27 protein-coding genes are annotated in these 26,423 nt (G+C 35.0%); 14 read left to right on the forward strand and 13 right to left on the reverse strand.

Annotated features, from left to right (window positions below; genetic code table 11):
- Positions 1-3 precede the first annotated feature (3 nt).
- On the forward strand, positions 4-570 hold the full coding sequence (gene gldD, locus ACFO7M_RS02925) for a gliding motility lipoprotein GldD (RefSeq protein WP_379733941.1): 567 nt from the start codon (positions 4-6) through the stop codon (positions 568-570).
- 49 nt (positions 571-619) lie between these two features.
- Here the strand turns inward: gldD and ACFO7M_RS02930 are convergent, their stop codons facing one another.
- Complete coding sequence (locus ACFO7M_RS02930; protein WP_379718265.1) at positions 620-1,156, reverse strand: heavy-metal-associated domain-containing protein; 537 nt, start codon at positions 1,154-1,156, stop codon at positions 620-622.
- Positions 1,157-1,260: 104 nt separating this feature from the next.
- Here ACFO7M_RS02930 and ACFO7M_RS02935 point away from each other — a divergent pair, with 104 nt between their 5' ends.
- Positions 1,261-2,127 (forward strand): DMT family transporter, encoded by an 867-nt coding sequence (locus ACFO7M_RS02935; RefSeq protein ID WP_379733943.1) that lies wholly within the window; start codon positions 1,261-1,263, stop codon positions 2,125-2,127.
- Positions 2,128-2,213: 86 nt separating this feature from the next.
- Positions 2,214-3,452 carry a T9SS type A sorting domain-containing protein gene (locus ACFO7M_RS02940; RefSeq protein ID WP_379733945.1) on the forward strand — a complete coding sequence of 413 codons (1,239 nt, stop codon included), beginning with the start codon at positions 2,214-2,216 and terminating at the stop codon, positions 3,450-3,452.
- 128 nt (positions 3,453-3,580) lie between these two features.
- Here the strand turns inward: ACFO7M_RS02940 and ACFO7M_RS02945 are convergent, their stop codons facing one another.
- The 7 genes from ACFO7M_RS02945 to trmB all read right to left on the reverse strand — a co-directional run bounded on the left by ACFO7M_RS02945 (position 3,581) and on the right by trmB (position 8,923).
- Positions 3,581-4,639: an NAD(P)/FAD-dependent oxidoreductase gene (locus tag ACFO7M_RS02945; protein WP_379718261.1), complete on the reverse strand. Its 1,059-nt coding sequence runs from the start codon at positions 4,637-4,639 to the stop codon at positions 3,581-3,583.
- Positions 4,640-4,809: 170 nt separating this feature from the next.
- Entirely contained in the window at positions 4,810-5,049 is a 240-nt protein-coding gene (locus ACFO7M_RS02950) for a NifU family protein (protein ID WP_379718259.1), read from the reverse strand.
- Between the two features lie 79 nt (positions 5,050-5,128).
- The gene (locus tag ACFO7M_RS02955) at positions 5,129-6,262 is read right to left on the reverse strand and encodes a P-loop NTPase (protein ID WP_379733947.1); all 1,134 of its coding nucleotides are present in this window, start codon (positions 6,260-6,262) and stop codon (positions 5,129-5,131) included.
- Positions 6,263-6,379: 117 nt separating this feature from the next.
- Positions 6,380-7,234, reverse strand: coding sequence for a hypothetical protein (locus tag ACFO7M_RS02960; RefSeq protein WP_379718255.1), 855 nt, complete (start codon positions 7,232-7,234; stop codon positions 6,380-6,382).
- Between the two features lie 6 nt (positions 7,235-7,240).
- The gene (locus tag ACFO7M_RS02965; protein ID WP_379733949.1) at positions 7,241-7,591 is read right to left on the reverse strand and encodes an MGMT family protein; all 351 of its coding nucleotides are present in this window, start codon (positions 7,589-7,591) and stop codon (positions 7,241-7,243) included.
- Positions 7,592-7,602: 11 nt separating this feature from the next.
- Positions 7,603-8,244, reverse strand: a complete 642-nt coding sequence (locus ACFO7M_RS02970) for a LysE family transporter (protein WP_379733951.1) — start codon at positions 8,242-8,244, stop codon at positions 7,603-7,605.
- 4 nt (positions 8,245-8,248) lie between these two features.
- Entirely contained in the window at positions 8,249-8,923 is a 675-nt protein-coding gene (gene trmB, locus ACFO7M_RS02975; protein ID WP_379718249.1) for a tRNA (guanosine(46)-N7)-methyltransferase TrmB, read from the reverse strand.
- 148 nt (positions 8,924-9,071) lie between these two features.
- Here trmB and ACFO7M_RS02980 point away from each other — a divergent pair, with 148 nt between their 5' ends.
- Entirely contained in the window at positions 9,072-9,896 is an 825-nt protein-coding gene (locus ACFO7M_RS02980; RefSeq protein ID WP_379733952.1) for a UDP-2,3-diacylglucosamine diphosphatase, read from the forward strand.
- Between the two features lie 3 nt (positions 9,897-9,899).
- Entirely contained in the window at positions 9,900-10,967 is a 1,068-nt protein-coding gene (locus tag ACFO7M_RS02985; protein WP_379733954.1) for a glycosyltransferase, read from the forward strand.
- A 50-nt stretch (positions 10,968-11,017) separates the two neighbouring features.
- Here the strand turns inward: ACFO7M_RS02985 and ACFO7M_RS02990 are convergent, their stop codons facing one another.
- From ACFO7M_RS02990 to ACFO7M_RS03000, 3 genes are all read right to left on the reverse strand, one after another.
- Positions 11,018-11,365: a toxin-antitoxin system YwqK family antitoxin gene (locus ACFO7M_RS02990; protein WP_379733956.1), complete on the reverse strand. Its 348-nt coding sequence runs from the start codon at positions 11,363-11,365 to the stop codon at positions 11,018-11,020.
- A 188-nt stretch (positions 11,366-11,553) separates the two neighbouring features.
- Entirely contained in the window at positions 11,554-12,594 is a 1,041-nt protein-coding gene (locus tag ACFO7M_RS02995) for a sensor histidine kinase (RefSeq protein WP_379733958.1), read from the reverse strand.
- A complete protein-coding gene (locus ACFO7M_RS03000; RefSeq protein ID WP_379718239.1) occupies positions 12,594-13,277 on the reverse strand; it encodes a response regulator transcription factor in 684 nt (227 codons plus the stop codon). Before ACFO7M_RS03000 ends, ACFO7M_RS02995 begins: the two co-directional genes overlap by 1 nt.
- Positions 13,278-13,460: 183 nt before the next feature.
- Between ACFO7M_RS03000 and ACFO7M_RS03005 the strand changes: the two genes are divergently transcribed.
- The 7 genes from ACFO7M_RS03005 (at position 13,461) to ACFO7M_RS03035 (ending at position 22,526) form a co-directional block, all read left to right on the forward strand.
- Positions 13,461-16,286, forward strand: coding sequence for a TonB-dependent receptor (locus tag ACFO7M_RS03005; RefSeq protein WP_379733959.1), 2,826 nt, complete (start codon positions 13,461-13,463; stop codon positions 16,284-16,286).
- Positions 16,287-16,414: 128 nt separating this feature from the next.
- The gene (locus tag ACFO7M_RS03010) at positions 16,415-17,569 is read left to right on the forward strand and encodes a hypothetical protein (RefSeq protein ID WP_379733961.1); all 1,155 of its coding nucleotides are present in this window, start codon (positions 16,415-16,417) and stop codon (positions 17,567-17,569) included.
- A gap of 101 nt (positions 17,570-17,670) precedes the next feature.
- Positions 17,671-18,012 (forward strand): T9SS type A sorting domain-containing protein, encoded by a 342-nt coding sequence (locus tag ACFO7M_RS03015; protein ID WP_379718233.1) that lies wholly within the window; start codon positions 17,671-17,673, stop codon positions 18,010-18,012.
- A 111-nt stretch (positions 18,013-18,123) separates the two neighbouring features.
- On the forward strand, positions 18,124-19,854 hold the full coding sequence (locus ACFO7M_RS03020; protein ID WP_379733962.1) for a T9SS type A sorting domain-containing protein: 1,731 nt from the start codon (positions 18,124-18,126) through the stop codon (positions 19,852-19,854).
- A gap of 157 nt (positions 19,855-20,011) precedes the next feature.
- The gene (locus ACFO7M_RS03025; RefSeq protein ID WP_379733964.1) at positions 20,012-20,839 is read left to right on the forward strand and encodes a T9SS type A sorting domain-containing protein; all 828 of its coding nucleotides are present in this window, start codon (positions 20,012-20,014) and stop codon (positions 20,837-20,839) included.
- A gap of 263 nt (positions 20,840-21,102) precedes the next feature.
- On the forward strand, positions 21,103-21,477 hold the full coding sequence (locus ACFO7M_RS03030) for a T9SS type A sorting domain-containing protein (protein WP_379733966.1): 375 nt from the start codon (positions 21,103-21,105) through the stop codon (positions 21,475-21,477).
- Between the two features lie 68 nt (positions 21,478-21,545).
- The gene (locus ACFO7M_RS03035; protein WP_379733968.1) at positions 21,546-22,526 is read left to right on the forward strand and encodes an acyl transferase; all 981 of its coding nucleotides are present in this window, start codon (positions 21,546-21,548) and stop codon (positions 22,524-22,526) included.
- A 77-nt stretch (positions 22,527-22,603) separates the two neighbouring features.
- On the opposite strand, the gene ACFO7M_RS03040 is transcribed toward ACFO7M_RS03035, so the two are convergent.
- Both ACFO7M_RS03040 and ACFO7M_RS03045 read right to left on the reverse strand, forming a co-directional pair.
- Positions 22,604-24,859, reverse strand: coding sequence for a M1 family metallopeptidase (locus ACFO7M_RS03040; protein ID WP_379733970.1), 2,256 nt, complete (start codon positions 24,857-24,859; stop codon positions 22,604-22,606).
- 79 nt (positions 24,860-24,938) lie between these two features.
- The gene (locus ACFO7M_RS03045) at positions 24,939-25,283 is read right to left on the reverse strand and encodes a DUF6249 domain-containing protein (protein ID WP_379718221.1); all 345 of its coding nucleotides are present in this window, start codon (positions 25,281-25,283) and stop codon (positions 24,939-24,941) included.
- Between the two features lie 33 nt (positions 25,284-25,316).
- Between ACFO7M_RS03045 and ACFO7M_RS03050 the strand changes: the two genes are divergently transcribed.
- A complete protein-coding gene (locus tag ACFO7M_RS03050) occupies positions 25,317-26,018 on the forward strand; it encodes an RNA polymerase sigma factor (RefSeq protein WP_379733971.1) in 702 nt (233 codons plus the stop codon).
- Positions 25,999-26,397, forward strand: a complete 399-nt coding sequence (locus ACFO7M_RS03055; protein WP_379733973.1) for a hypothetical protein — start codon at positions 25,999-26,001, stop codon at positions 26,395-26,397. Before ACFO7M_RS03050 ends, ACFO7M_RS03055 begins: the two co-directional genes overlap by 20 nt.
- Positions 26,398-26,423: the final 26 nt, after the last annotated feature.

The raw sequence follows: 26,423 nt of genomic DNA on the forward strand, positions 1-26,423 counted from the left end.
TTAATGCCGACTAAATACCTTAGCCTTTTACTTTTTGCCTCTATCAGTATAGCTGTTATAAGTTGCAAAGACGATGTATTACCAAAACCCAAAGCGTATCTAAGTTTAGAATACCCAAAACCAAATTATAAAGCATTTGATCAGAATTGCGGTTACACTTTCGAATACAACACACTTGGAAAAGTAGTCGATCAGGGCAATTGCAATTTCCACATAGATTATCCCAAACTAAAGGCTACAGTATATTTAACCTACAAACCGGTCAATCAAAATATAGACAAACTATTACGTGATGCACAAAAACTCACTTATGAGCATGTCATCAAAGCCGACGGCATTGTGGAACAACCTTATGTAAATAAAGAAAAGAGAGCGTATGGTATGTTTTATGAAGTTGGAGGAAATGCCGCTTCGCAGTCACAATTTTACCTAACCGACAGTACAAAACATTTCTTGGTCGGTTCAGTTTATTTTTATGCAAAACCTAATTTTGATTCTGTTTTACCCGCAGCAGCGTATATTAAAAACGATTTACGCATTTTAATGGAATCCTTAAAATGGAAGAAATAAAAAAAAGCTTCAGCAATGCTGAAGCTTTTTTTATTACAACTATCTACAATTATAATGTAGCTGGTTTTGCATCTTTCTCAGAACATGCTTTTTTACCTGAACAACATCCCGATTTCTTTTCGGCTTCAGGTGCTGCTTCTGTTTTAGCTTCATCAGCTTTAGCAGCTTTCTTTTTCTTTTTCTCTTGTTTTGGCTCCTGATAGTTCATTGCTTTATCCGCAGAGTTTTTAACATCAGAAACTTTATACGTTTTACCATCCGCAACAGCCTCGACAGTTTCTACTAATTTCTCTGGAGTTTGAATTGCGGCATCATATTCCACAGTTGCCGTTTTCTTTTCAAAATCAACACTCGCTTTTTGCACACCATCCATTCCGGCTAATTTGTTTTCGATTGTTTTAGCACAACCCATAGCACAAGTCATACCATCAATTTTAAAAGAAGTTGTTTCTGCCTTAGCAACTGTTTTAGTTACTTCTTTTGGCGCACTTTCTACTGTGGTACTTTCAGCAGCCTCTTTTTTACAACCAATCAAGGTCAGACCAGCACACACTAAAGCCAGGACCGAAAATTTCATATTTTTCATAGTATTGAATTTTAATTGTTTATTATGCAATGAAGCAAAATTATCGAAAAAGTAATTTGATTGTCATAAAAATAACAGAATTTTGGGAAATCAAACTCCGACCCATGTTCTCAAAAAACAACAAATGGCTTTTATTAGTTCTTCTCTCATTGATTTGGGGAAGTTCCTTTATACTTATCAAACGTGGTCTAGTAGGACTAAATCCTTTTCAATTAGGCGCTTTACGGATTATTTTCGCATGTGTCTTCATGGTAATTATTGGTTTTAAAAGCATTTCTAAAATACCACTATACAAATGGAAATATGTCGCCATCACTTCCTTATTTGGAAATGGATTACCCGTTTTTTTATTTGCCTATGCTCAAACAGGCATTAAAAGCTCCGTTAGTGGAATTTTAAATTCATTAACACCGTTATACACATTACTTATTGGTGTCCTCGCATTTGGCTTGTCTTTTGTAAGAAATCAGGTAATTGGGGTCATTTTAGGATTAACAGGCTGCCTACTACTGATTATATTTGGAAAAAGTGCAAGCGGTGAAACCAACTATTTTTGTGCTTTATTAGTTGTCATTGCAACAATCTGTTATGCTTTGAATGTAAATTTAATCAAGAAATACTTATCCGATGTTAGTCCGCTCGCCATTACAACTGGTAACTTCCTAACACTCTTAGCACCTGCACTACTAATTTTATTCGCTAGTGGTTATGGCGAAATCATGACTGAACCAAAAGTGATCCATTCGACACTGTTCATTATTATTTTAGGAATGGTCGGAACAGGAATTGCCAACATTTTGTATTACCAACTCATACAGATCACCTCACCGCTTTTTGCATCATCGGTAACTTATTTCATACCCATTGTAGCAATGAGTTGGGGAATACTTGATGGAGAAATCTTAAACCTTATGCAGTTTTTTGGAGCTGGTGTAATCTTAAGTGGCGTGTATTTGGCGAGTAAAAAATAAAACGTTAGCCCTAAAACAAAAAGTTGTATTTGTAACTTGAATACAGCTTTATTTTATTATAACTTTGATTATCAAACCCACAACCTATGAAATTAAAACATTACTTATTATTACCAGTACTTTTTTTAAAAATCAATTTATTTGGACAAATTTCTAATCAGCTAAATTCACGAGTAGGAAAAGATGGAAATAGCTCTGAAATATCAGCTACACAAAATAGCAATCCATCATTAACTTCGGCATCTTCCCATTTAAACTTTGACGGAGTTAATGATTATGTAGCAATTACTCATTTTGAAAGACCGACGGAATTCACTTTTGAAGCTATGATAAAAACGAGCGTAACTTCTGAAGTATGCATACTATCATGGATAGATGATCAAATTGACACCGGTTACAATGTTGATAGAAGCAAAATAAAAATTTTAAATGGTAAATTATTATTCCATTTTGACCTTAATTCCGGAGGTATTCCTTATTCCTCTTCTGGCCGTTATATGGGAAACATCACGATTAATGACAATCTTTGGCATCATATAGCAGTTGTAAAAAAAAATCAGGCAAGTAATGATGTTTTGTTATATGTAGACGGAGTACTAGATATTACAGGAACTCTAGGGATTTATCAATATAGATCTAAAAACATTTATTTAGGAGCTGATGGCAAATATGTCTATGAGGCACCTATTGCAAATTCAAACTTGTCAAAACACAAGAAAAAGTCAGAAAACAAAGAGACACAAAGGAACGTTTATTCTCCAATCCCATTTGAATTCTACCCAGGCGATTTAGACGAAGTACGTGTATGGAACAGAGCTTTACCCATAGCTGAAATTCAAAACAATATAAATTGTGAACTGCCCTCTCCAACTACTCAAAATGGTTTAATCGCTTATTACAATTTCAATCAAGGACTTGATGGCGACAATAATAGTTCTGTAACTACATTAACAGATGCTACAAGTAATGGCTATAACGGGACTTTAACTGATTTTGCATTGAATGGTACAACATCAAACTGGATGGCAGGTTCAAGTATTGTTTCCGGTAACACTTGTGCTCCTTTTTTGAGTACAACTGATTTTGAAATAAACCATCAGTTCAAATTATATCCAAATCCAGCTACAAATGAAGTAACTATAGAATTCAAATCTTTAACAAATGTTCAGTTAGAAATAATTGACATTAATGGTAGAGTTTTATTAAATCAGGCATTAGATTACACTAGCAACAAATTAAATATGACTACTTTACCATCGGGAATTTATTTCTTTAAAATAAATTCAAAAGAAGGTGTAGCAACGAGCAGGGTAATTAAACATTAAAAATATTTTTGCAGCAATGGCTGTCCAGAAAGGACAGACGCTCTTTATTAAGAGATCAATACACTGTTCATAAACAACAAAAGAGGCGGAATTCCGCCTCTTTTGTTGTTTTATCGATATCAAAACTATTATTCAATTGCTTTTACAACTGCTTTTTCTGCTTCTTTTCTAGATCCATCAAATCCATCAATTCCCGATACTGTAGTATATTTCAATACATATTTTTTCCCAGGATTCAACTTGTTGTACACACTTTGACACATTAAAGTAGCTTCGTGGAAACCACATAAAATTAACTTCAATTTGCCTGGATACGTATTTACATCACCTATCGCATAGATACCTTCAACATTAGTCTGGTAATCCAAAGCATTGTTCACTTTAATAGCATTTTTTTCAATTTCCAATCCCCAGTTGGCAATTGGCCCTAATTTTGGAGTCAATCCAAATAATGGAATGAAATAATCACAAACCACATTCATGCGTGCACCATTGATTTCAATATCAACAGATTCTATTCGTTCTGAACCCTTAAAACCGATTACTTCGGCAGGCGTAATCAATTTGATTTTACCTTGTTTTTTTAATTCTTGTACTTTTTCAACCGAATCCAACGCACCGCGGAATTCATTACGTCTATGCACCAAAGTCACTTCGGAAGCAACATTCGAAAGGAAAATACTCCAATCCAAAGCCGAATCACCACCGCCTGAAATTACAATCTTCTTATCACGGAATTTTTCAGGATCTTTCACAAAATACTCCACTCCACGATCATCCTGCTCGTAAAACTCCAAATCTTTCAACGATGGTTTCCTTGGTTCAAATATCCCTAAACCACCTGCGATAGCAACCGCTTTTGCATGATGTTCAGTTCCTTTGTTAGTGGTTACAATAAAAGTACCGTCTTCTAATTTTTGTATTTTTTCGGCTACTTCGTTCAATGTAAAACCAGGCTGGAACTGTTTGATTTGTTCCATCAAATTATCAACCAATTCTCCTGCATTTACGGAAGGGTATCCCGGAATATCAAAAATGGGCTTTTTCGGATACAGCTCTGTCAACTGTCCGCCCGGTTGAGGCAAGCCATCTATAATATGGCATTTTAATTTTAAAAGTCCGGCTTCAAACACCGTAAAAAGTCCTGTTGGACCGGCACCTATGATAAGTATATCGGTTTCAATCATTATTCTATGGATTGTAAAGTCATCGGGCGACTACATATTGCGTTAGGGATTGCAGCATTTGTCTGAGCTCTTTTGTTTTCATCTTTTCGATGATAACAAAAAGCGAGTGCGGAAAGCCCGGCCACGCCAAAGCGAGGAAACGCCCAAAAAATTAGTACTGAGATTTTAATTTAAGCAACATTCACTACCGTTTCGATTTGCGGCGCATATTTTTTGATAGTCGTTTCAACACCTGCTTTAAGCGTACTGATACTTAAACTACAACTTGTGCACGCTCCTTCAAGGCGAACTTTAACGTGCTTTTCATCTTCGATAGCCACTAATGAGATATCACCGCCGTCAGAATTCAAGAACGGACGAATTTCCTCTAATGCCTTTTCGATATTGATTGTTAATTCTTCTTTTGTCATCTTTTTTAGATTTTTAGACATCTATAAAATCTGTTTCAGCTGTACCATTGCTTGCAACGAACAGCTGAAAAAGCGATTTTTATTTTTTATTTACAGCAGAGCAACCTGCCATAGTGGTTATTTTAATTGCTTCGGTAGCAGGTAAATTTTCATTTCTGTTTACCACTTCTTGCACTACGTTTCGTGCGATATTTTCAAAAATTCCTTCCAATGGAGAAGCGGTCTGAAGCGCAGCTGGTCGGCCGTAATCTCCAGCCTCACGGATACTTTGAACCAATGGCACTTCACCAAGGAATGGCACTTGTAAATCTTCTGCAAGATTTTTTGCACCCTCTTTACCAAAAATGTAATATTTATTGTTCGGCAATTCTTCTGGAGTGAAATAGGCCATATTCTCAACGATACCCAAAACCGGCACATTGATACTGTCTGACATAAACATTGACACTCCTTTTTTAGCATCGGCTAATGCCACTGCTTGCGGAGTACTTACTACGACAGCACCGGTGATTGGCAAAGATTGCATTATGGACAAATGGATATCTCCGGTTCCTGGTGGCAAATCGATTAACATGAAATCCAAATCACCCCAAGCCGCGTCAAAAATCATTTGATTCAATGCCTTTGCAGCCATTGGTCCACGCCAGATTACAGCCTGACTTGGTGCTGTAAAGAATCCGATAGACAACAATTTAATTTCGAAGCTTTCAATCGGTTTCATTTTCGATTTTCCGTCAACTTCGATTGAAATTGGCTTTTCAGTTTCTACGTCGAACATGATTGGCATGGATGGTCCATAAATATCGGCGTCTAAAACTCCGACTTTGAATCCCATTTTAGCCAAAGTCACAGCCAAATTAGCAGTAACGGTAGATTTACCAACACCACCTTTACCCGAAGCCACAGCAATAATGTTACTGATTCCTGGAATGGTTTTACCCTTGATTTCATTCGCCTTTTCAGGAACTTCAACTTTGATGTTGACTTTTACCTTCGCATCAGCTGAAAAAGTATCATGAATTAATTTGCGGATATCGTCTTCTGCTCTTTTTTTGATGTGCATGGCTGGTGTTGATAACACCAAATCAACCACAACCTCATCTCCGAAAGTGATTACGTTTTGTACGGCACCGCTTTCCACCATATTCTTTCCTTCACCAGCTATCGAAATGGTTTCTAAAGCCTTAAGGATTTCTTTTCTATCTAATTTCATTTCTTTGGTAATTCTGTTTCAGTTATCTTTATTTAAACTGATTTTAGATTGCAAAGATAGTCAGAAGTTTAAAAGTTTGAAAGTTTGAGGGTTTAAAGTTTTGTTATAATGGAATAGTTAGAACTTATTCAGAAAAAACAAATCCAAATACTCGTCAAAAACATAATCTGGAAACGATTTTTCAAATTCATTTCGCAAAACACTCGTATCGAATTGAGAACAATTAACAAAACCTGTAAACTCATTGGAATAATAAACATTCCCTTTATTATAGAGTTTTACTCTCAATTTTGTTTTAAAAGCTCCATAATATTTAATTATAGGGTAAACCATATATTTCTCAGGAATGAGTTTATAATGAAACTGTTCGGGGTTACCACATCCACCAAAATTATAATAACACTCTATTGGCTTCCATTTTCCATTCTTGTCTTTTGCCTCCTGAATAAATTTGAACCTACTAAGAATTGTATCATTGGATCTATTCAAAACCAGTAAAGGATAACACTCTACATAATCATCGGAGAACTTGAATTTTTCATCTAAGTATTTAGAAAACTCGATATTAACTTTTTCAGACTGCATATTTGTAGGTATTTTACCATTCAACAAACCATCTATAATAATGTTTTTTGGCATTGGAATATACTTGTATTCAAATCCGGAAGCATAGGCAACATAAGATGTATCGACAATAACATCAATATTATATCTAGGAAGCAGTGTATCCGGCCTTAATCTTTTAAAGAGATAACGCTGTTCTGTATTTGATGGATATCTCTTCTTACTATCAATATCAAAATCCTCACTAATATTCCAGGCCAAAAATGAATAATCAGAAAACTGAACCATTACATTGGCATTGACCTTTACGGCACTTCTTTCTTTATGTTCAATTATTTTAGGATATACACTTTTATCCTTACATGAAAAGAGAACAATAAATAACAAAATAAACAAATACTTTTTCATAATTGATTATTCTTCTCTAACGTCGGGTTGCCAAAAATGTTTTTCAAAATCAACAATTTGATTATCAATTACCTCAACGCCTTCACTTTCCAACAATTGCTGCATCAAGCTTGTACCGTCAAAATGATGTTTCCCGGTGAGCACCCCATTTCGATTAACCACACGGTGTGCCGGAACATATTCCATATTGTGTGATGCATTCATTGCCCATCCCACCATTCTTGCTGAACGAGCCGCTCCCAATGCTTTGGCAATAGCACCGTACGAAGTCACTCGGCCTTCCGGTATTTGGCGTGCAATTTCATACACTCGCTGAAAAAAGTTTTCGTTGTCCGGATTAGTCTTGGTTTGTGCCACGGATTCAGTATTTAGGGTACAAAGTAATACTTCAAGATATTATACAATGTAAAAACAGAAATCATTCCAGTGATAGAACCGATAATAATATTCATGTTTTTCATGATGAATTCGGTTTTATATTGAATTTTATTGAAGAAAGCAATGTAGGTATAAAACACTCCGAACGATCCTAGCACCACACCCAATACAAAACTATACACAGATGAAGGTTCAAAGTTAAAATAACCAAATGAAGCCAAACTTACACTGACAAAAACATAGTAAGGAATGGGGAAAAAATTAATTGCAGATACTAACATTCCTAGAAAAAAACGGCTTTTTTTACTTTTAAGCTTTAAATCTTTTTTGATTTTAACTTTGGGTTTTTTGGCAATCAACAAAAAATAAATGGTTACCAATGTAAAAATTCCAAAGCCGATTTCCCGTAAAAGAATAACAACTTCCTGATGTGCATCAATGTAACGTGCAAAAATTAAGGCGAGATAGGTTTGAAAGAAAATAATTAAAACAGCACCAGCCACAAACATCATGGCTCGGTTTTTACCATCCTGCAGACTAATCTTTGCTGCTGTCATATTGATTAGTCCCGGAGGAAGAATCCCTATTACGGAGGCAGCAAAACCTAGAAGAAGCGGCAGAATGTAAGCCATAATGCTATTTTATTTTAAATCGAATATACGTAATTGCCTTGTTAATTTCCAAATATTGTTTTTCGTAGAAAGTTTGGATTGATGTTACTTCTTTTGGAGCACCTTCATTTTTGTATACATTATGATTCGCATACAATACTTCGTGACCTTCTCCATGTAATAATCCCAAGGTATAACCATGCATGAATTCAGAATCGGTTTTAAGATTCATCACTCCGTCCGGTTTTAATATTTTTTTATACAATTGTAGAAATTCCGAGTTCGTCATACGGTGTTTGGTACGTTTGTATTTGATTTGCGGATCTGGGAACGTAATCCAAATCTCACTGATTTCATTTTCAGCAAAAATATAATCGATCAACTCGATTTGTGTACGAACAAAAGCAACATGCGCCATGCCGCTTTCCACTGATGTTTTGGCACCACGCCAGAATCGAGCACCTTTCACATCTATACCGATAAAATTCAAATTCGGATTATTTTCGGCAAGACCAACAGTATATTCTCCTTTTCCGCAACCTAATTCCAATACAATTGGATTGTCATTTTTAAAAAATTCAGCATTCCACTTCCCTTTTAAAGCAAAACTATCAGAAACCACTTCTTCTCTTGTTGGCTGAAATACATTCGTGAATGTTTCGTTTTCCTTAAATCTCTTTAATTTATTCTTACTTCCCACTGCGATAAAATTTTGGCAAAAGTAGGCATTTATATTGTTTTTGAAAACCAAAGTTGCTTTGATCCAAAAAATTAAATCAGGAAACTATTTTATAACATCGCAGTAACATTCCTGCAACATATCTTGACGTAATTTGAAATTAAAAACATTGAAAAAGAGAAAAGTAGAAGTCGTTGTCATTTCAGATGTTCATTTAGGAACCTACGGCTGCCATGCCAAAGAACTACTAGAGTATTTATCCTCTATCAAACCAAAAATTTTAATTCTCAATGGTGATATTATTGATATTTGGCAATTTAGAAAATCCTACTTCCCTCCAACTCATCTGAAGGTTTTGAAAAAAATCATTGCATTGAGTTCCAAAGGCACCAAAGTATATTACCTCACAGGCAATCACGATGAACTTTTACGCAAATTCACCGACATTCATTTGGGTAATTTCAGCCTACTCAACAAAATGACACTCGATTTGGACGGAAAAACAGCCTGGCTTTTTCACGGTGATGTCTTTGACGCTTCCATTACACATACCAAATGGCTGGCAAAATTGGGTGGATGGGGATACGATTCACTGATACTCTTAAACAGAGCCATCAATTGGGTATTAATTCAATTGAATAAAGAACCCTATTCTTTATCCAAAAAAATAAAATCAAGTGTAAAATCGGCGGTTAAGTTTATTTCTGATTTTGAAAATGTATGTATTGAACTAGCCATTGAAAAAAAATACGATTTTGTGATATGTGGTCATATTCACGAACCCAAAATTGAGCACATTAAAAACCAACATGGAGAAACCACATATCTAAATTCAGGAGATTGGGTTGAAAATCTGACCGCTTTAGAATACAATAAGAAAAAATGGCGCTTGTATGACCATAAGACCGAAAGCATTACTTTTGAACAATATGAGGAAACTTTCGAGTATGAAAACCATTTGGTAGAACAATTCATTTCCATCATTGAAAAATAATTTATGTTTAAAACACCAACACAAAAAAGAAATATACTTGTAGCTCCACTGAACTGGGGTTTAGGACATGCAACTCGATGCATACCTGTGATCAATGCATTAATCGACAACGATTTTAATCCGATTATTGCATCAGATGGCATTGCTTTGGAACTATTGCAAAAAGAATTCCCAAACCTACAAACCATTGAACTACCTTCCTACAAAATTGAATATGCTAAGAATGGCGCCAATTTCAAATTAAAATTGTTTTTGAACAGCCATAAAATGATTAGAGCCATACTGAAAGAAAAAAGCAAGACACGACAGATAATAAAAGAATACAATATTGACGGAATTGTTTCGGATAACCGATTGGGAGTGGTAAGTGATAAAATTCCATCAGTTTTTATTACACATCAACTCAATGTGATGACAGGCAATACCACTTGGCTTACTACACAACTACACAACATGATCATCAAAAAATTCGATGAATGCTGGGTACCCGATGTAGACACAGTACCTAACTTAAGTGGTAACCTTGGTCATCCGGAAAAAAAACAACCCAATGTAAAATACATAGGCCCTTTAAGTCGCCTTCACAAAAAAAATCTGGAAAAAAAATACGATTTGATGGTCATTCTATCTGGGCCGGAACCACAGCGTACCATGCTAGAAGAAAAATTGATTTCTGAGCTAGAATCCTATAACGGCACTATTCTTTTTGTTAAAGGCAAAATAGAGGATCAACAGATTATCGAGAAGAAAAATCAATTTACCTATTACAACTATATGAATTCGGAGCAAATCGAAATTGCTTTTAACGAAAGCGACAAAGTTGTATGTCGTTCCGGCTACACCACAGTAATGGATTTAGCCAAATTAAAGAAGAAAGCATTTTTTATTCCTACACCCGGACAATACGAACAAGAATACTTGGCCAAAAAATTCAAAGAAGAAGGACTCGCACCAAGTTGTAAGCAGGAAAAATTTAAAGTTAAAAAATTAGAAAAAATCAATTTATACAAAGGATTACGAAGCTTTGAAAGCAATACAAAATGGATGGATTTACTTGAAATATTCCAATAAAAAAACCGGCTTACTGCCGGTATTTTTTTTATCAAGTAGGTCAGTTTGGCTTATTTTCGATAAGCAACTGTTTCTTTTTCCCATTTATTAATCACAGCTACTCTGCTGTCTTTGTAATCCACTTCGTTCAATGCTCCATCACTCCAGAAAAACCACTTACCTGATTTATTTCCGTTTGTAAATTCTCCCATTGAAGTTTTGATTCCTTTTTCGTTATAAGAAACCCATTGTCCATGAACTTTACCGTCTTTGTAAAAGCCTTCTTGCTTCACACTCCCATTTTCGTAATAGTACGTTGCTTTGACTAAATTACCATCAATTTCATATTTAGGCTCAATTTCCTGCGCCATCATCATTCCTGATACAAATAAAGCGCATGCTAATAACTTATTTTTCATAGGTCTACGATTTAAGGATTCATAATTAATTAATCAAATATAGATTATTAATTTACAATAAAAAAACTTTTGCTTAACAATTTCGTAACATTGAAAAAAGCAACAAAAAAACCGAATTGATTCAAATTCAACAACTTGACATCAATTCGATTTTTTTTTCAATTTTATAGTCTAAAAAACCAAAAATTTTACACTTTTTCTAACGTAAATGAAAATTCTGAGCCTTTACCAAATTTACTTTGGACGTAAATTTTTTCATCATGTGCTTCTATAATATGCTTAACAATAGACAATCCGAGTCCGGAACCACCTTCACTTCTTGCTCCACTCTTATCTACTCTGAAGAATCGTTCAAACAAACGCGGTATATTTTGCGGCTCAATTCCTTCGCCGTTATCGCTTACACGAATGATTACTTTATTATTGGTTAAATCTTCGATACCTATTTCTGTTGAACCACCCTCTTTTCCATATTTGATAGAATTCATAACCAAGTTCAACATTACCTGCTGAATTTTTTCAAAATCAGCCAAAACCATAATTGGCTTATAATATTTAGAATCGAAACTTAACGTAATATCTTTTTTATTGGCTTTAATCTCTAACAAATCCATTACATTCTGAGCCAAATCAACCATATCGAATTCAACCATTTCAAGACTCTCGTCACCCATTTCAAGCTTGGAAATCATGTCGAGATCTTCAACGATATATACCAAACGTTCAACTCCTTTTTCGGCACGTTCCAAGTATTTTTTTCGCAAAACTTTATCCTTATGTGCACCGTCAAGCAAAGTTGATATATAACCTTGAACCGTAAAAAGTGGTGTTTTTAGTTCGTGCGAAACATTTCCTAAAAACTCGCGTCGGTATTCTTCACGGTCTTTAAGCATTTCGATTTCCAACTTCTTATCGGTAGCAAACTTCTTAACTTGTTTAGTTAACGTTGCCATATCTGTGGTAATTGGCTGACTTCTGAATTCGGCAGAATCCAAAAAGGAAATATCATCATAAATCTTTTTGACTCTTCTATAGATAAAATGTTCAACACGGTATTGCAGTACAAAAAAAGAAAAGATAAAAATTGAAATACCAAAAACTATACTGAAAGCCAAGTTTATTGCAAAAAAGAAATAGGACAAAATGGTAACAAATCCAGAAGAAAACAATCCTATATACATTGCCGATTTTACAGCAAACTTATACGTCTTCTTAAAATTGATACTCATTAAAATTCAAATTTATAACCTACTCCTTTAATTGTTTTGAATAACTCTTCTCCAATTTTTTCACGAAGTTTTCTAATGTGCACATCTATAGTACGCCCACCAACTACAACTTCATTCCCCCAAACTTTATCTAAAATTTCTTCTCTCTTGAAAACTTTACCGGGTTTGGAAGCCAACAAATAGAATAATTCAAATTCTTTACGTGGAAGAATGATTTCTTCACCGTCTTTATGAATCTTATATTCTTCACGATTGATTTCAATGCCTCCTACATTCAAACTATCACTTGCCGCTTCATCTTCTTTTAATCTACGAAGTAATGCTTTCACCTTACTCACCAATACTTTTGGTTTGATTGGCTTCGTGATATAATCATCTGCTCCGGCATCAAATCCTGCAACTTGTGAATAATCTTCACTACGAGCCGTTAGGAATGTAATAATGGTTTGACTTAATTCGGGGATTTTTCTAATATTTTCACAAGCTTCCATCCCGTCCATTTCCGGCATCATGACATCCATAATAATTAAATGTGGAAGATGTTTTTTAGCCTTTTCAACGGCTTTCTTTCCGTTATCAGCCGTAAAGATCTGATAACCTTCTTGTGTTAAGTTATATCCTACAATTTCCAGGATATCTACCTCATCATCAACTAAAAGAATCTTAATATCCTTCTTTTTCATACAAAGAGCTCGATTGTTTATTTGACGTAAAAGTAGACAATATTTGAAAGAAAATATTGTGATTACGCAAATTTAATCTCTTAACATTCCCGAAACATAATGAAAACCAAAAAGTAACTTCCAATTAACACAATCTTTACTTTGCTAACATTCCTTTGCACCAAAATTAAACACAGCTACTCAATGAAACTTAAATTAACATTTTTGTTCTTACTATTCTCTTTAGTAGGTTTTTCACAAAAAACCACTATATCTGGTGTGGTGTCAGATAAAGACTTAAAAGGAGAACCTCTTCCGTTTGCCAATGTAACCATTAAAGGAAAATCATTAGGTGTAACTACAGATATCGACGGAAAATACATATTAGAAATTCCAGCTGGAACACATACTGCAATTTTCAGCTTTTTAGGTTACGAATCCAAAGAAGTTCAATTTTCTATTGCTCAAGGCGAAAACAAAATCATCAACGAATCTATTGGATCAGGAAGCGTTACTCTTGAAGATGTCGTAATCAAGTCAACCATAAATCGTGAGAAAGAAACAGCTTTACTTTTAGAACAAAAGAAAGCCGTAGAAATCAAACAAAGTATCGGTGCGCAAGAAATGTCTAGAAAAGGAGTTAGTGATGTAGAGGAGGGATTGACTAAAATAACAGGAATAGCTAAAGTAGATGGACGCGGATTATTCGTTCGTGGTTTAGAAGATCGCTACAACAACTTATTGATTAATGATTTACAAGCGCCATCAAACAGTCCGTTCAAAAAAATCATTCCAACCGATTTATTTCCTACTGACATTGTTGGTGTATTGAATGTATATAAAACTTTCAACCCAAACATTTCGGGAGATTTTGCAGGAGCAACTATCAACATCGAAACTTCACAACCTAAAAACAACATCACTAAAATCACTTCAGGTTTTAGTTATGTAACCAACAACAACGGTCAAGATTTCCTATTATCTGAAGACGCTAATACAACACAAGGATTTTTAGGATTGAATGGAGATGATAAAGTTTTACCGGGTTATTTTGGAGGGAGACCTTCTGGCGTAGTAATGAGTCCGTCGCAATATTCAGATTATAGCAAAAACAGCAATTGGAATGCAGATAAATCTTCTAGTCCAATTAATACCAACTTAGGTTTTTTACACGCCAACAAAGTAAAAGTAGGCGACAACAGTTTGAATTATATTGTATCTGTTAATCAAGACAATGCGTATGTAATCAGAAAAGGAGTGGAACGCACTTTCAATTTCGGCCAAGGAAATTATGATAACAATTTGTTCACTACTTCTTATGATTTCAAAACAACAGTTTCAGGATTGGCAAGTGTAAAATACAAAACTAATCGTTTCGGAATTGGCTTTAATTCATTCCTTCTAAGAGCAACATCATCTAGAATCGACGATCAGTTCGGTTATACCAATAGTCAGGCAAACAAGCCAAATATGATTATTCGAATGAATCAATTTGAAGAAACACAATACTGGAACAACCAAATCATCGGAAATTATGATTTAACAGAAGACAAAAAGCACACATTAAAAGGTGGATTTTCATTTGTAAAAACCAAATTTGGACAACCGGACAGAAAATTCGTCGTAGGTGAATTGAACGGTGAAGATCAAATCACTGCGAGTTTTGGAGGAAACAACTTAATCAGACAATATTTGGATATTTCAGGTGATCGTTTCTTTTCAGGCATGTTAGAATACAACGTAAAACTAAATACTACAGAAAGTGGTAAAGAAAACAAATTATCTGTAGGATATAACGGATTCAGTAATGAAGAAATCTCATCGTACCGTTTCTTATTCGGAAAACCAATTTCATCAGGATTACCTCAGTTTACTACAAGCTTAAATAACATTGAAGGAGTGGTAGCCAATGCAGTGCAAAATGGAATTATCAATTTTACGGAGACCTCAAATGAAGATTACAAATCAAAATTATACCAAAATGTACAATCAGGATATGCTAATTTATTTTGGAATTTTGGTGAAAAATGGGAAATCAACGGAGGTTTACGTGTAGAAAAATCTTTAAGAGAAATCAAATTCAGACGTTTAGGATACGGAATCAATAGTCCCTTCTCTAAATTAACCGAAGACAACATTGACTTCTTACCATCGGTAAATACAAAATACAGCTTAAACGATAAAAGCAATTTACGTTTTGCTGCTTCAAAAACAATCACAAGGCCAGCTTCAGCGGAACTTCTTCCTATAGAATACTTAAACGCAGACGGTACGGTTGTATTAGGAAACTATCCATTAGCTAGAACTGTTTTCCAATCTCAACAAAACTGGAAATCCTTGAAAAACACTGACAATTTGAATTTCGATTTGAAATACGAAATCTTCCCAAAAGAAAACGAAATGCTTGCTATTGGCGTTTTCGGAAAACAAATTCAGAATCCAATCGAAAGAATCTTTGTACAAAGTGCAAGTAGCGGTGGTCAAATCACCACATTCGACAATTCAAAAAGTGCTACCATTTTCGGAGCAGAATTAGAGTTATTGTTACAATTAAAACGCATAAGTCCAGTTTTAGACAAATTCACTTTCGGATTCAATACTTCATTGATGAATACCAAAGTAAAAGTAGACAAAATCAATAACCCTGCTGAAAATTCAGACACAAGAAAACTGCAAGGTGCGGCGGATTGGGTAATTAATTCCGATTTAAAGTATGAATTCCAATTCAACGAAGAGATGAAAAACACTGTGACTTTAGTGTATGGTGTAACAGGTGACAGAATTTATGCTGTTGGAACTTCGAATCTGGATCACATTTACGAAAAACCATTCCAAAAACTAGACTTTGTATGGACCAGTAAATTCTCCAAAAATTTAGAAGCGAAATTATCTATTGACAACATCTTGAACCCAAATTTCAAAAGAGTAATGGGCGATAACAGCAAAGTAACCATATACGAAAACGACTTAACGGTTCGTCAGTACAAAAAAGGAACCGGTTTCGGATTGACAATTGGTTACACTTTTTAAAAAGTTAACAAACTTAACGTAGAGTTTAAACAAAATACACAAAGTATAACAATTCAATAATTTTCTGATAACCATAAAAAAAAACAATCAAACTAGTTTTGTATCAGTAAATTAAAACAGACAACACCATGAAAAAATTAATCTTAAGTCTTTCAATTTTAGCTACACTTTTTACAGGTTGTACTTCAAGTGATGACGATTCTTCAGTAGAACCAGTAACTGGGGAAATTTCTGGAGATATTACTACAAACAAAACGTATGTAAAAGGAAATTATACTTTAACAAGTTCAGTGAGAGTAAAATCTGGCGCTACTTTAACAATAGAAGCAGGATCAGTTTTAACAGCTCAAGATGCTAACGGCTTGATCACTTTAACTGTTGAAAAAGGAGGAAAATTAATCATGATCGGAACACCTGCAGAGCCAATCATCTGTACATCAACTACAAAATTAGCGGGTTCTTGGGGTGGAATCGTTATGTATGGAGATGCACCAGTTGTTCCTTCAACAAGCGCAACAACTGCTACATCTGAAGACGGAACAAGTACAACTTATGGCGGAACAGTTGCAGCAGATAACAGCGGAACATTGAAATATGTACGTGTAGAATATGCTGGAAGAAAAATTGCTGACGGAACAAAAGAATTGAATGCATTCTCTTTTTATGCAGTTGGAAGCGGAACAGTTTTAGAAAACTTAGTTGCTTACAAAGGTTCTGATGACGGGTTCGAATTTTACGGAGGAACTGTAAGCGCAAGTAACATTATCGCTTTTGGAAATACTGACGATTCATTCGACTGGCAAGATGGATGGAGAGGCCAAAACAATACCAACTGGTATGCTTACCAAACAGGAACAGGAAACTTCGGTATGGAAGTAGAAGCAAAATCAGTAAATAATGCTTTCTGGCCAAAAGTTACTAACATTACTTTAAAAAGAGCTGCTGGTACATTAACCGAAAACGCTTCTGTAGAATATGATGCTATCCAATTCAAAAAAGAAGGTAATGGTGAATTCAGTAACATCTGGATTGAAGGTTATAATGACACAAATGCCGTAGCGGTAAGAATTCAAGACGCAGCAACCAACAACAACCAAGTTAATGCTTCTAAAATTAAATTGACTGACGTTAAAATCGTTGGTTCAACACCTCAAACTGGAGCTGGTGCTTCTTTTACAGTGGCATTCCCTTCTGGACAATACACTACAGTTTCTTCAACATCAGGAGCTAGCCTTACGACTGGTGCTTGGAGCACGGTTGATGGCATCAATTTAATACAATAATCAAACATACGTTATACAAAAAATGCTCCAAATCATTGGGGCATTTTTTTTGGTATACTATTTGAAATATTTTTTATATCTTTACAATTCAATTCGATTCAATGGTAAAAAAATACTTTTATATTACATCTCTGCTACTTCTATTTTCTCTGAACGCAAGTGCTCAGGAAAGTAAGGATGGCACATTGAATTCTAAGATCCAAGAACAACCCTTTGAAAACTTGAACATTTACCCGAATCCTGTGGTAAATGACAGAGTATATATTACCTCCAAAACAACAGCCCCAAAAGACATCGAAATTTTTGACGTGTTGGGAAAAAGGGTGATGCAGGCCACTATTTCAGGAAAAGAGCTAAGTGTAGCATCATTAACTCCTGGAGTATACATCATTAAAATCAAAGAAGGAGATTTACGTGCCACTCGTAAACTAATTATAAAGTAGTTACTTACTTCTTTACATTTTTCTTAAAACTTTAAGTTTTATTTACATCATTTCTTTTTTGATAAAGAAATTACTTGTTATATTTGTTATCCAATTTTTAAACAAAAAACAATGAAAAAAATTTACTTAGCGTTCATCATAACGTTGTTTTCGACATTATTTGCAAATGCGCAAATCGTAATCAGCCAAGTTTACGGATCCGGTAACAACGCTGGAGCTACTTACCAAAACGACTTTATTGAAATCTTCAACAGAGGAAGTGTGGCTCAAGACTTAACAGGATGGTCTGTACAATATGCGTCCGCAACAGGAACAGCTTGGGCTGTTACCAATTTGACTAGTGTTGTATTACAGCCAGGCCAATATTATTTAATTCAAGAAGCAGGAGGAACAACAAATGGATCCGCTTTACCAACCCCAGATGCCACTGGAACCATCAACATGAGTGGTTCAAACGGAAAAGTTATTTTAGTGAATGTTACAACAGCACAGACAGGAACAAACCCAACAGGTTCACAAATTATCGACAAAGTCGGTTTTGGATCAACACCTAATGGTTTTGAAGGTCAAAATACCGGTGTTGCATTGACAAATACAACTTCAGCAACAAGACTTACTAGCGGTTGTACAGACACAGACAATAATGCAAATGATTTTGTAGAATTGACTCCTTCTGCAAGAAATACAGCTACCACTCTAGCGCCATGTAGTTCCGCACCAGATATTGTAATTACAACCCCTACAAATGGAACTGCATTTTCTCCAGAAACAACACTTCAAAATGTAGATTTATTTGTTGCAAATTTCAACGTAGCTAATGGAACAGGCGATGGCCACATTCACTATACAGTTAACGGGGGCCCTGTTGTAATGAAATACGACACTACACCAATTATAATCCCTACAACTCCAGGATCTTACACTGTTTACGTTGAACTTGTTGACAATGCTCACAACCCAATCGTTCCAGCACAAAATGCAACAGTTACATTCACTGTATCAAGCTACAACAACGTATCAACCATTGCTGCTGCAAGAGCAGTTGGAGTAAATAACTGGGTAAATTTTACCGGTGAAGCATTAGTATCTTTCACAAGAACTACAAGAAACCAAAAATATGTTCAAGATGCTACCGCAGGAATCTTAATAGACGACAACGCTGCTTCAATTTCAACTCCATTTATAATTGGAGATGGAATTTCAAGCCTTAGAGGTCAAATAATTAACTTCAATGGTGTATTGGAATTAGTTCCAAACCAAAATGCAACTAAACCTTCAACTGGAAATACAATAACACCACAATTAGTAACAGCTAATGATATTGTTGGTAACATTGATGCTTACGAAAGTGAATTAGTACGTATGAATGGAGTGACTTTTACTGCTGGTGATGGTAATGTAACGTTTATTGTAAACACTGACTATGCTACTACAGATCCAAATTCGTTGACTTTCAGAACTCTTTTCAGTGCAACTGAGGTTGATTATATTGGAACTGTAATCCCAGTTGGACCAACTAACTTCATTGGAATTGTTAGTGAAAACAATGGAGTAGCTAGAATAACTGCAAGATCTCTAAGCGAATTAACCTTAGCAAAAGACAAATTCGATGATATTGCAGGTTTACAAGTTTACCCTAACCCTGCTAAGACTTACTTAAACATAACTTCGGACAGCTTTGCTACTAAAAATGTTGAAATTTATGACGTTTTAGGTAAAATGGTAGTAAACACTAAAGTGACCAATTCTTCTATAAATGTTTCTGGTTTGACTAAAGGTGTTTATGTTGTAAAAATCAACGAAGAAGGAAAAACAGCTACTAGAAAATTAGTGATTGAATAAATAAAACTTCGCTATTTTATAGCTTTTAAAAAGCGTCAACATAAAAGTTGACGCTTTTTTTGTGCTTATAAACGATAAAATCTACTTATCATCCATTAAATTTCTTACAATTAACTCACCTACCTAAATTTACTCCAAACATTTAACCTTTTGTCCTATGAAAAAAAATTACTTCATTGTATTCATGACCTTATTGGGTCTATCCCTCAACGCGCAAACCACTTTGACGCAATGGAATTTTGATTCCAGCTCAACTACTCCTTCTACTGGAACAGGCACACTAACAATAATAGGAGGAACAACCCCATCCTCGACTGCATATCCTACTGGAAACCCAGGACTATCCTATAGCATCACAACCTTTCCTGGTGACACTTCAGCCTCAGGAACCGCAGGATATCGATTCGCAACCAGTACCGTAGGCTACAATGGCATAACAGTCTCTTTTGAAGTTTCAGGAACCAACCAATCCTCTAAATGGCAACGTTATGAATACACTGTCGACGGCACCAACTGGATTACTCTAGGAAACAACAATGGTGATTTACTTACAACCTTCATCTCTAAATCATTTAACCTGCCTGCAACTTGTGATAACAATCCAAATGTTGCTTTTAGAATCGTTTCTATATTTGCCCAACCAACCAATACAGCTTATGCCTCTGTAACAGGAGGAGGTTATAACGGAAACAATGGCAGATGGCAAGTTGATAATTTTCGTTTCTCATTCAACACATTACGAACAGATGAACATACTATTCCTAATCTGAAAATGTATCCAAATCCAGCAAAATCTCAAGTAACTATTTCTTCAGACAACTTTGCAGAGAAAAAAATTGAAATATACAACACCTTAGGAAAAATGGTATTGGCACAAAGAACCACAAACAATCCTATTGATATTACTTCTTTAAGTAAAGGCATTTACATGGTAAAAATTAGCGAAGAAGGAAAAACTGACACATTACGCCTTTTAATCGATTAAACAAATAATTCATTATCAATCACTTAAGCCTTGTTTCAAATCTACGAAGCAAGGCTTTTTATGTTTACAATAAAAATGTACCCAAATACACCAGATCTGCATCACTAAAATTAGTTAGATAAAAAATCTACAATCTAATCATTTTCAGTACAATGTGTCTTTTTATCGAGTAAATAGTTTTGTTAGCGATTAAATTATTCAGTATAAAATTCCAGTATTACTTTTACATCATCAATAACAACAAACATAACACAAACATCAATATGAAAACTATTTATCTTTTATTAGTATTAAGTCTTACAGTTACAGCAAACGCATTTAATGGTGGTGAAACTTCTATAGAAAATCCTAAAACAGGAAAAAAAGCTTCTGTGATTGAAAGCAAATGGACAAAAAATGCAATCGGAGGATTGAAAATTGTTTCTTACGATTCTAAAAAAATGGGAAAACACATTTATGTAGTTTCAGATAATTATGTACCAAAAAGAGTAACTATTTATAATTTCAAAGGTGAAAAAGTGTACAAAGCTACCACTGTAGGCTCGCCTATCTACTTGGCTAAATTTGAAAAAGGAAACTATGCCATCAAAATCAAAGAAGGCGGGAAAACCGAAATCAAAGAATTAATTGTGAAATAATTTGATCTTCATATTTTTAAGAAGCCCTGCATTTTGTAGGGCTTTTTTATTTTATGTATTTTTGACACATGTTAACAACTTCCGACATATTCCATATTGGTTCCAAAAAAGAATTTGAAAAAATCACACTGAAAATATTTCGTTATCAGTACGACAACAATTCAGTATACCGAGATTTCTGTACATACCTTAAAAAAGACAAAACCAACGTGAAACGTTTGGATGAAATCCCTTTTCTTCCGATTCAATTTTTTAAAAGTCATGAAGTTGTAAGTTCAACAGCACCCATTCAAACCACATTCACCAGTAGTGGCACTACAGGGATGAATACTAGCAAACATTATGTTACTGATTTAGAATTTTACGAAGATAGTTACCGCTTGGGATTTCGACAATTCTACGGATCGATAGAAGACTATGTAGTTTTGGCTTTACTTCCATCCTATTTGGAGAGAGAAGGATCGTCGCTGATTTATATGGTAGATGATTTGATTCAGCAAACCAATAATCCAGAGAGTGGATTTTACCTAAACAACCACGTTGAATTGATTGATAAATTAATTCGATTAGACAAAGAAGGCCAAAATGTGATTCTCATTGGCGTAACCTACGCGTTATTGGATTTAATTGAAAAACAGAAGTTCAACCTTAAAAATACCATTATCATGGAAACTGGCGGCATGAAAGGCCGTCGTAAGGAAATTATCCGAGAAGAGCTCCATTCTATACTGTGCGAAGGATTCGGCGTATCCGAAATTCATTCTGAATATGGCATGACCGAGTTATTGTCCCAAGCATATTCTTTGGGCGATGGCATTTTCGAATGTCCTGCCTGGATGCAAATCCTTATTCGCGACACAGAAGATGCACTGAGTTATGTCGAAAATGGCAAAACAGGTGGCGTAAACGTTATAGATTTAGCCAACATTAATTCCTGTTCATTTATTGCAACACAAGATTTAGGAAAAATCGTGGGCAACAACGCATTCGAAGTACTGGGTCGATTTGATAATTCTGATATTCGAGGATGCAACTTGATGGTACTATAAGCAAAAGAATTATAAATCAAAAACCCTCACCTCCGAAACTACGGATCGCAAGGGTTTTAACCAATTCATAATCAAAATTAGTATCTGGCAAACGAAAAACTCTGACCGCCCATACTTATTGTAAATTCGCTTTTAGATTCATTGTACTGAAGTTCTACACCAGCGGCATCAGATTTAAATTTATCTTTTCCTGCTACCTCAAAAGAAAGTGCCGGACCTTGGCCATCTTCAGGTGTACCAACCAGAGTACCATCTTCATTCGTAAAATTAAGTTTAATTGGAATCTGTTTACTTGAAAACTTTCCTAAATAAGCGTCTAAAATCGGTTCTTTTTCCAATTCACTTTTACCTTCTTCCCATACATTATTACTTGCATTCACATCAGGAAAAACACGATCAGGATCAATTGTAATCGATGCAATTTCTTCTGAAGAATTCAATTTAAATTTCCAATCCGAGTTACGTTGCCAAACCTCAACCGGTAACTGCACTCGACTTACCGCACCGGATTTCGTTTTCACTTCCAAAACAACCGGCATTGCCATTTTTTCCAAGTTTTGAATAGAAACCAACGCACCGTTTTTTGGATTATTTTTAATGTATTTAATTTTCGTTATCCCTTGATCCAATCTCCAATTATTAACGAACCAACCTCTCCAGAACCAACTCAAATCTTCACCAGTAACATTTTCCATTGTTCTGAAAAAATCATCTGGAGTTGGATGCTTAAAAGCCCAACGTTCAATATACACTCTAAATGCTCTATCGAAACGTTCTCTTCCCAGAACTTGCTCACGTAGTATAACTAAGCCTAAAGAAGGTTTTTCATAAGCTAAAACGTCCAAATTCTGTTCTTTCATTCCGTCTGGAGCAGTCATTACCGGTTCTAAATCTGGATTGGTTAAAAAGTTAGCCCCACGATGCATATTTCTAGGTCTAGTTTTATATTCACCTTGATTAAAATCAGCAGAACTTAATGAATTAATAAATGTATTCAACCCTTCATCCATCCACGCGAATACTCTTTCATTAGATCCTACAATCATTGGAAACCATGTATGACCAAATTCATGATCCGTAACTCTCCATAAATCTTCACCGCCATACTTCCAGTCACAGAAAACAATACCAGGATATTCCATTCCTCCTGCGCTACCACTAGCTACATTAACTGCAGCAGGATAAGGATACTCCAACCAACGTTTCGAATAATTTTCAACAGAATATTTGGTATACTCTGTAGCTCTTCCCCAAGCTTCTTGACCGGCACTTTCAACCGGATAAGCCGCAATCGCAATAGATTTTTTTCCGCTTGGTAAATTAATTTTAGAAGCATCAACTATGAAAGATGCGGAAGAAGACCAAGAAACATCACGTGCATTCTTAATTTTAAAACGCCAAGTTAAAGTTGTTCCCGTAGGTCTTGAATTCTTATTGGTTACTTCTTCAGCCGAACGAATCGTTACCGTTTTATCGCTATCAGCTGCCAGCTTCCATCTTTTTTGTTGTTCAGCAGTATACACCTCCGAAGGATTCATTAATTCACCTGAACACACCACAATATGATTTGAAGGAGCGGTCACAGCGATATCAAAATCACCATATTCCAAATAAAACTCTCCAGCACCAAGATAAGGCAATGAATTCCATCCTTTTACATCATCGTACACACACATTCTCGGATACCATTGTGCCATGTTGAATATCTTACCGTTTTGCGTTTCATGCACTCCCATTCGATTAGAACCGAAATTCGGAGAGATAAATGAAAAATCAATTTTAAGTGTCACCTTTCCACCATTGGCCTGAAGTTGTTGAGGCAAAAACACTTGCATTCTAGTATCTATAATTTCAAATTTCGCTTCCTTTTCAACCGTCTTTCCATTAGCATTAGAAACTACACGAACCGATTTAATCTTATGACCACCGTCAAATACTTGTCCTTTATCCACATAAAGCATCCCTGACGTAGAAACAGTCGATTTACCACGAGAACCTTCTTTAAAGAGATTTTGATCAACATTCATCCACAAAAAAGAAATCTGATCAGGGCTATTATTAGTGTAGGTCAAAACTTCTGTCCCAATAATTTCATTTTTGGCATCATTAAGAATCGCAGTCAATTTATAATCTGCTCTGTTTTGCCAATACTTTGCTCCAGGCTGTCCGCTTACCGAGCGCGTTTCAGTACCATTTTTGGTATAAAAATTCGGTCCAAATGCAGCGTGATAGTCGTAATTCGATACTGATTTAGGCTGCTCTTGAGCCAACATTTTGGTCGTCCCTAATGATGCTATCAAAAGGGAAGCCATTGTAATAATTTGTTTGTTCATGATTTTGATTTTTTCCGCTGCGCTCCAAACAGTTCGGCTGCGCCTCGTGTGATGATTGTGATTGATGAGTTACTACAATTTATTCGTCTAACTTTTTAGTCATATTGAATCCAATAAACAACGATACCCCAGCCATTGTAAAAATTGTAGCAGGATAAACACCATCTTGATTTAAAGAAGTGTAAGTAGTTAACAATAATGCGACAAAAGTGCCCACACCGATTCCCATTAACAATAATGCAAGATTTAAAAGAATTACTTTGTAAAACGGAGATTTGGATTTAGCACCTGGCATAAAAATACTGGCATCTACTCCTTTTTCGATAAGAGCCAAACGCTCTCTATTGCGTGTTGACAAATAAAGATAAAAAACACCGAAAACGGCTGCAAAAAAACTAATTGGAATTAAAATGTCTCCTAACATGATTGATTGATTTAAAAATTAATATTGATTGATATGTTCACAAGCTATGACGACAAGTCTTCTGTTTTGGTTACAAAAAAATTAAAAAAATATTTTTTCAATAAAACTGTAACCGATACACACTTTTTATCGTCTTACCTCTATATGACTTTTATAGAAGACCAGCATTATATCAACTTAGTCCTGAATGGCAACACGAATAGTTTCGCTACTTTAGTGGATCGTTATAAGGATATGGTATATACTTTGGCTTTAAAAATGCTCAACAACAAAGAAGAGGCCGAAGAAATTGCTCAAGACACCTTTATAAAAGTTTTCAACTCATTGAACAAGTTTAAAGGAGAATCCAAATTTTCAACTTGGGTTTATAAAATAACCTACAATACATGCCTTGATGCATTAAAGAAAAAGAAGAAGCAAAACAATGTAGCCTATATTGAAGATTTTAGCGAACATCAAACCAAAACATTCGAAGGAATTCTGGACAACATTGATGAAAAAGAAAGAAACCAAGCCATACAAGATTGCTTGGAGGAATTAGCAAGTGACGAAGCTTTTTTACTTACACTTTATTATTTTGATGATCAATCAGTAGACGAAATAGCCAAAGTTCTTAACTTAAGTACTGATAACGTAAAAGTAAAATTATTCAGAACCCGAAAAAAATTGGCTACCATTTTAAAAAGAAGATTAGAACCTGAAATTTTAGATTATTATGAATACGAACGAAGATAAACACATCGAGAAATTAATCGACAAAATGTTGAAAGATCAGACTTTGGAAACTCCTTCGTTTGATTTCACATCAAAGGTGTTGTCACAGGTAACCGCAATACAATCAAGTAGAATAACGACCTATAAACCTTTACTTTCAAAAAAAACAGTTTTAATTATTATCAGTATACTACTAGCATTGATTGTCTTCAGTATTTTTTACGATAGTAAACCAACAAGCAATTGGATTCCTCATATTGAATTTATTCCTTTCAAAAATCTAACAACATCGTATGAGTTTTCTAAAGTAACCACTTACAGCGTAGTATTAACTGCAATAATGATATTTATTCAGATTCCTATTTTAAAAAATTATTACGATCGTAAATTTGACGCATAATAGCCATTCAAAATAAAAAGCCGCTC

This window comes from Flavobacterium sp. GCM10023249, assembly GCF_042653365.1.
Classification (GTDB): Bacteria; Bacteroidota; Bacteroidia; order Flavobacteriales; family Flavobacteriaceae; genus Flavobacterium.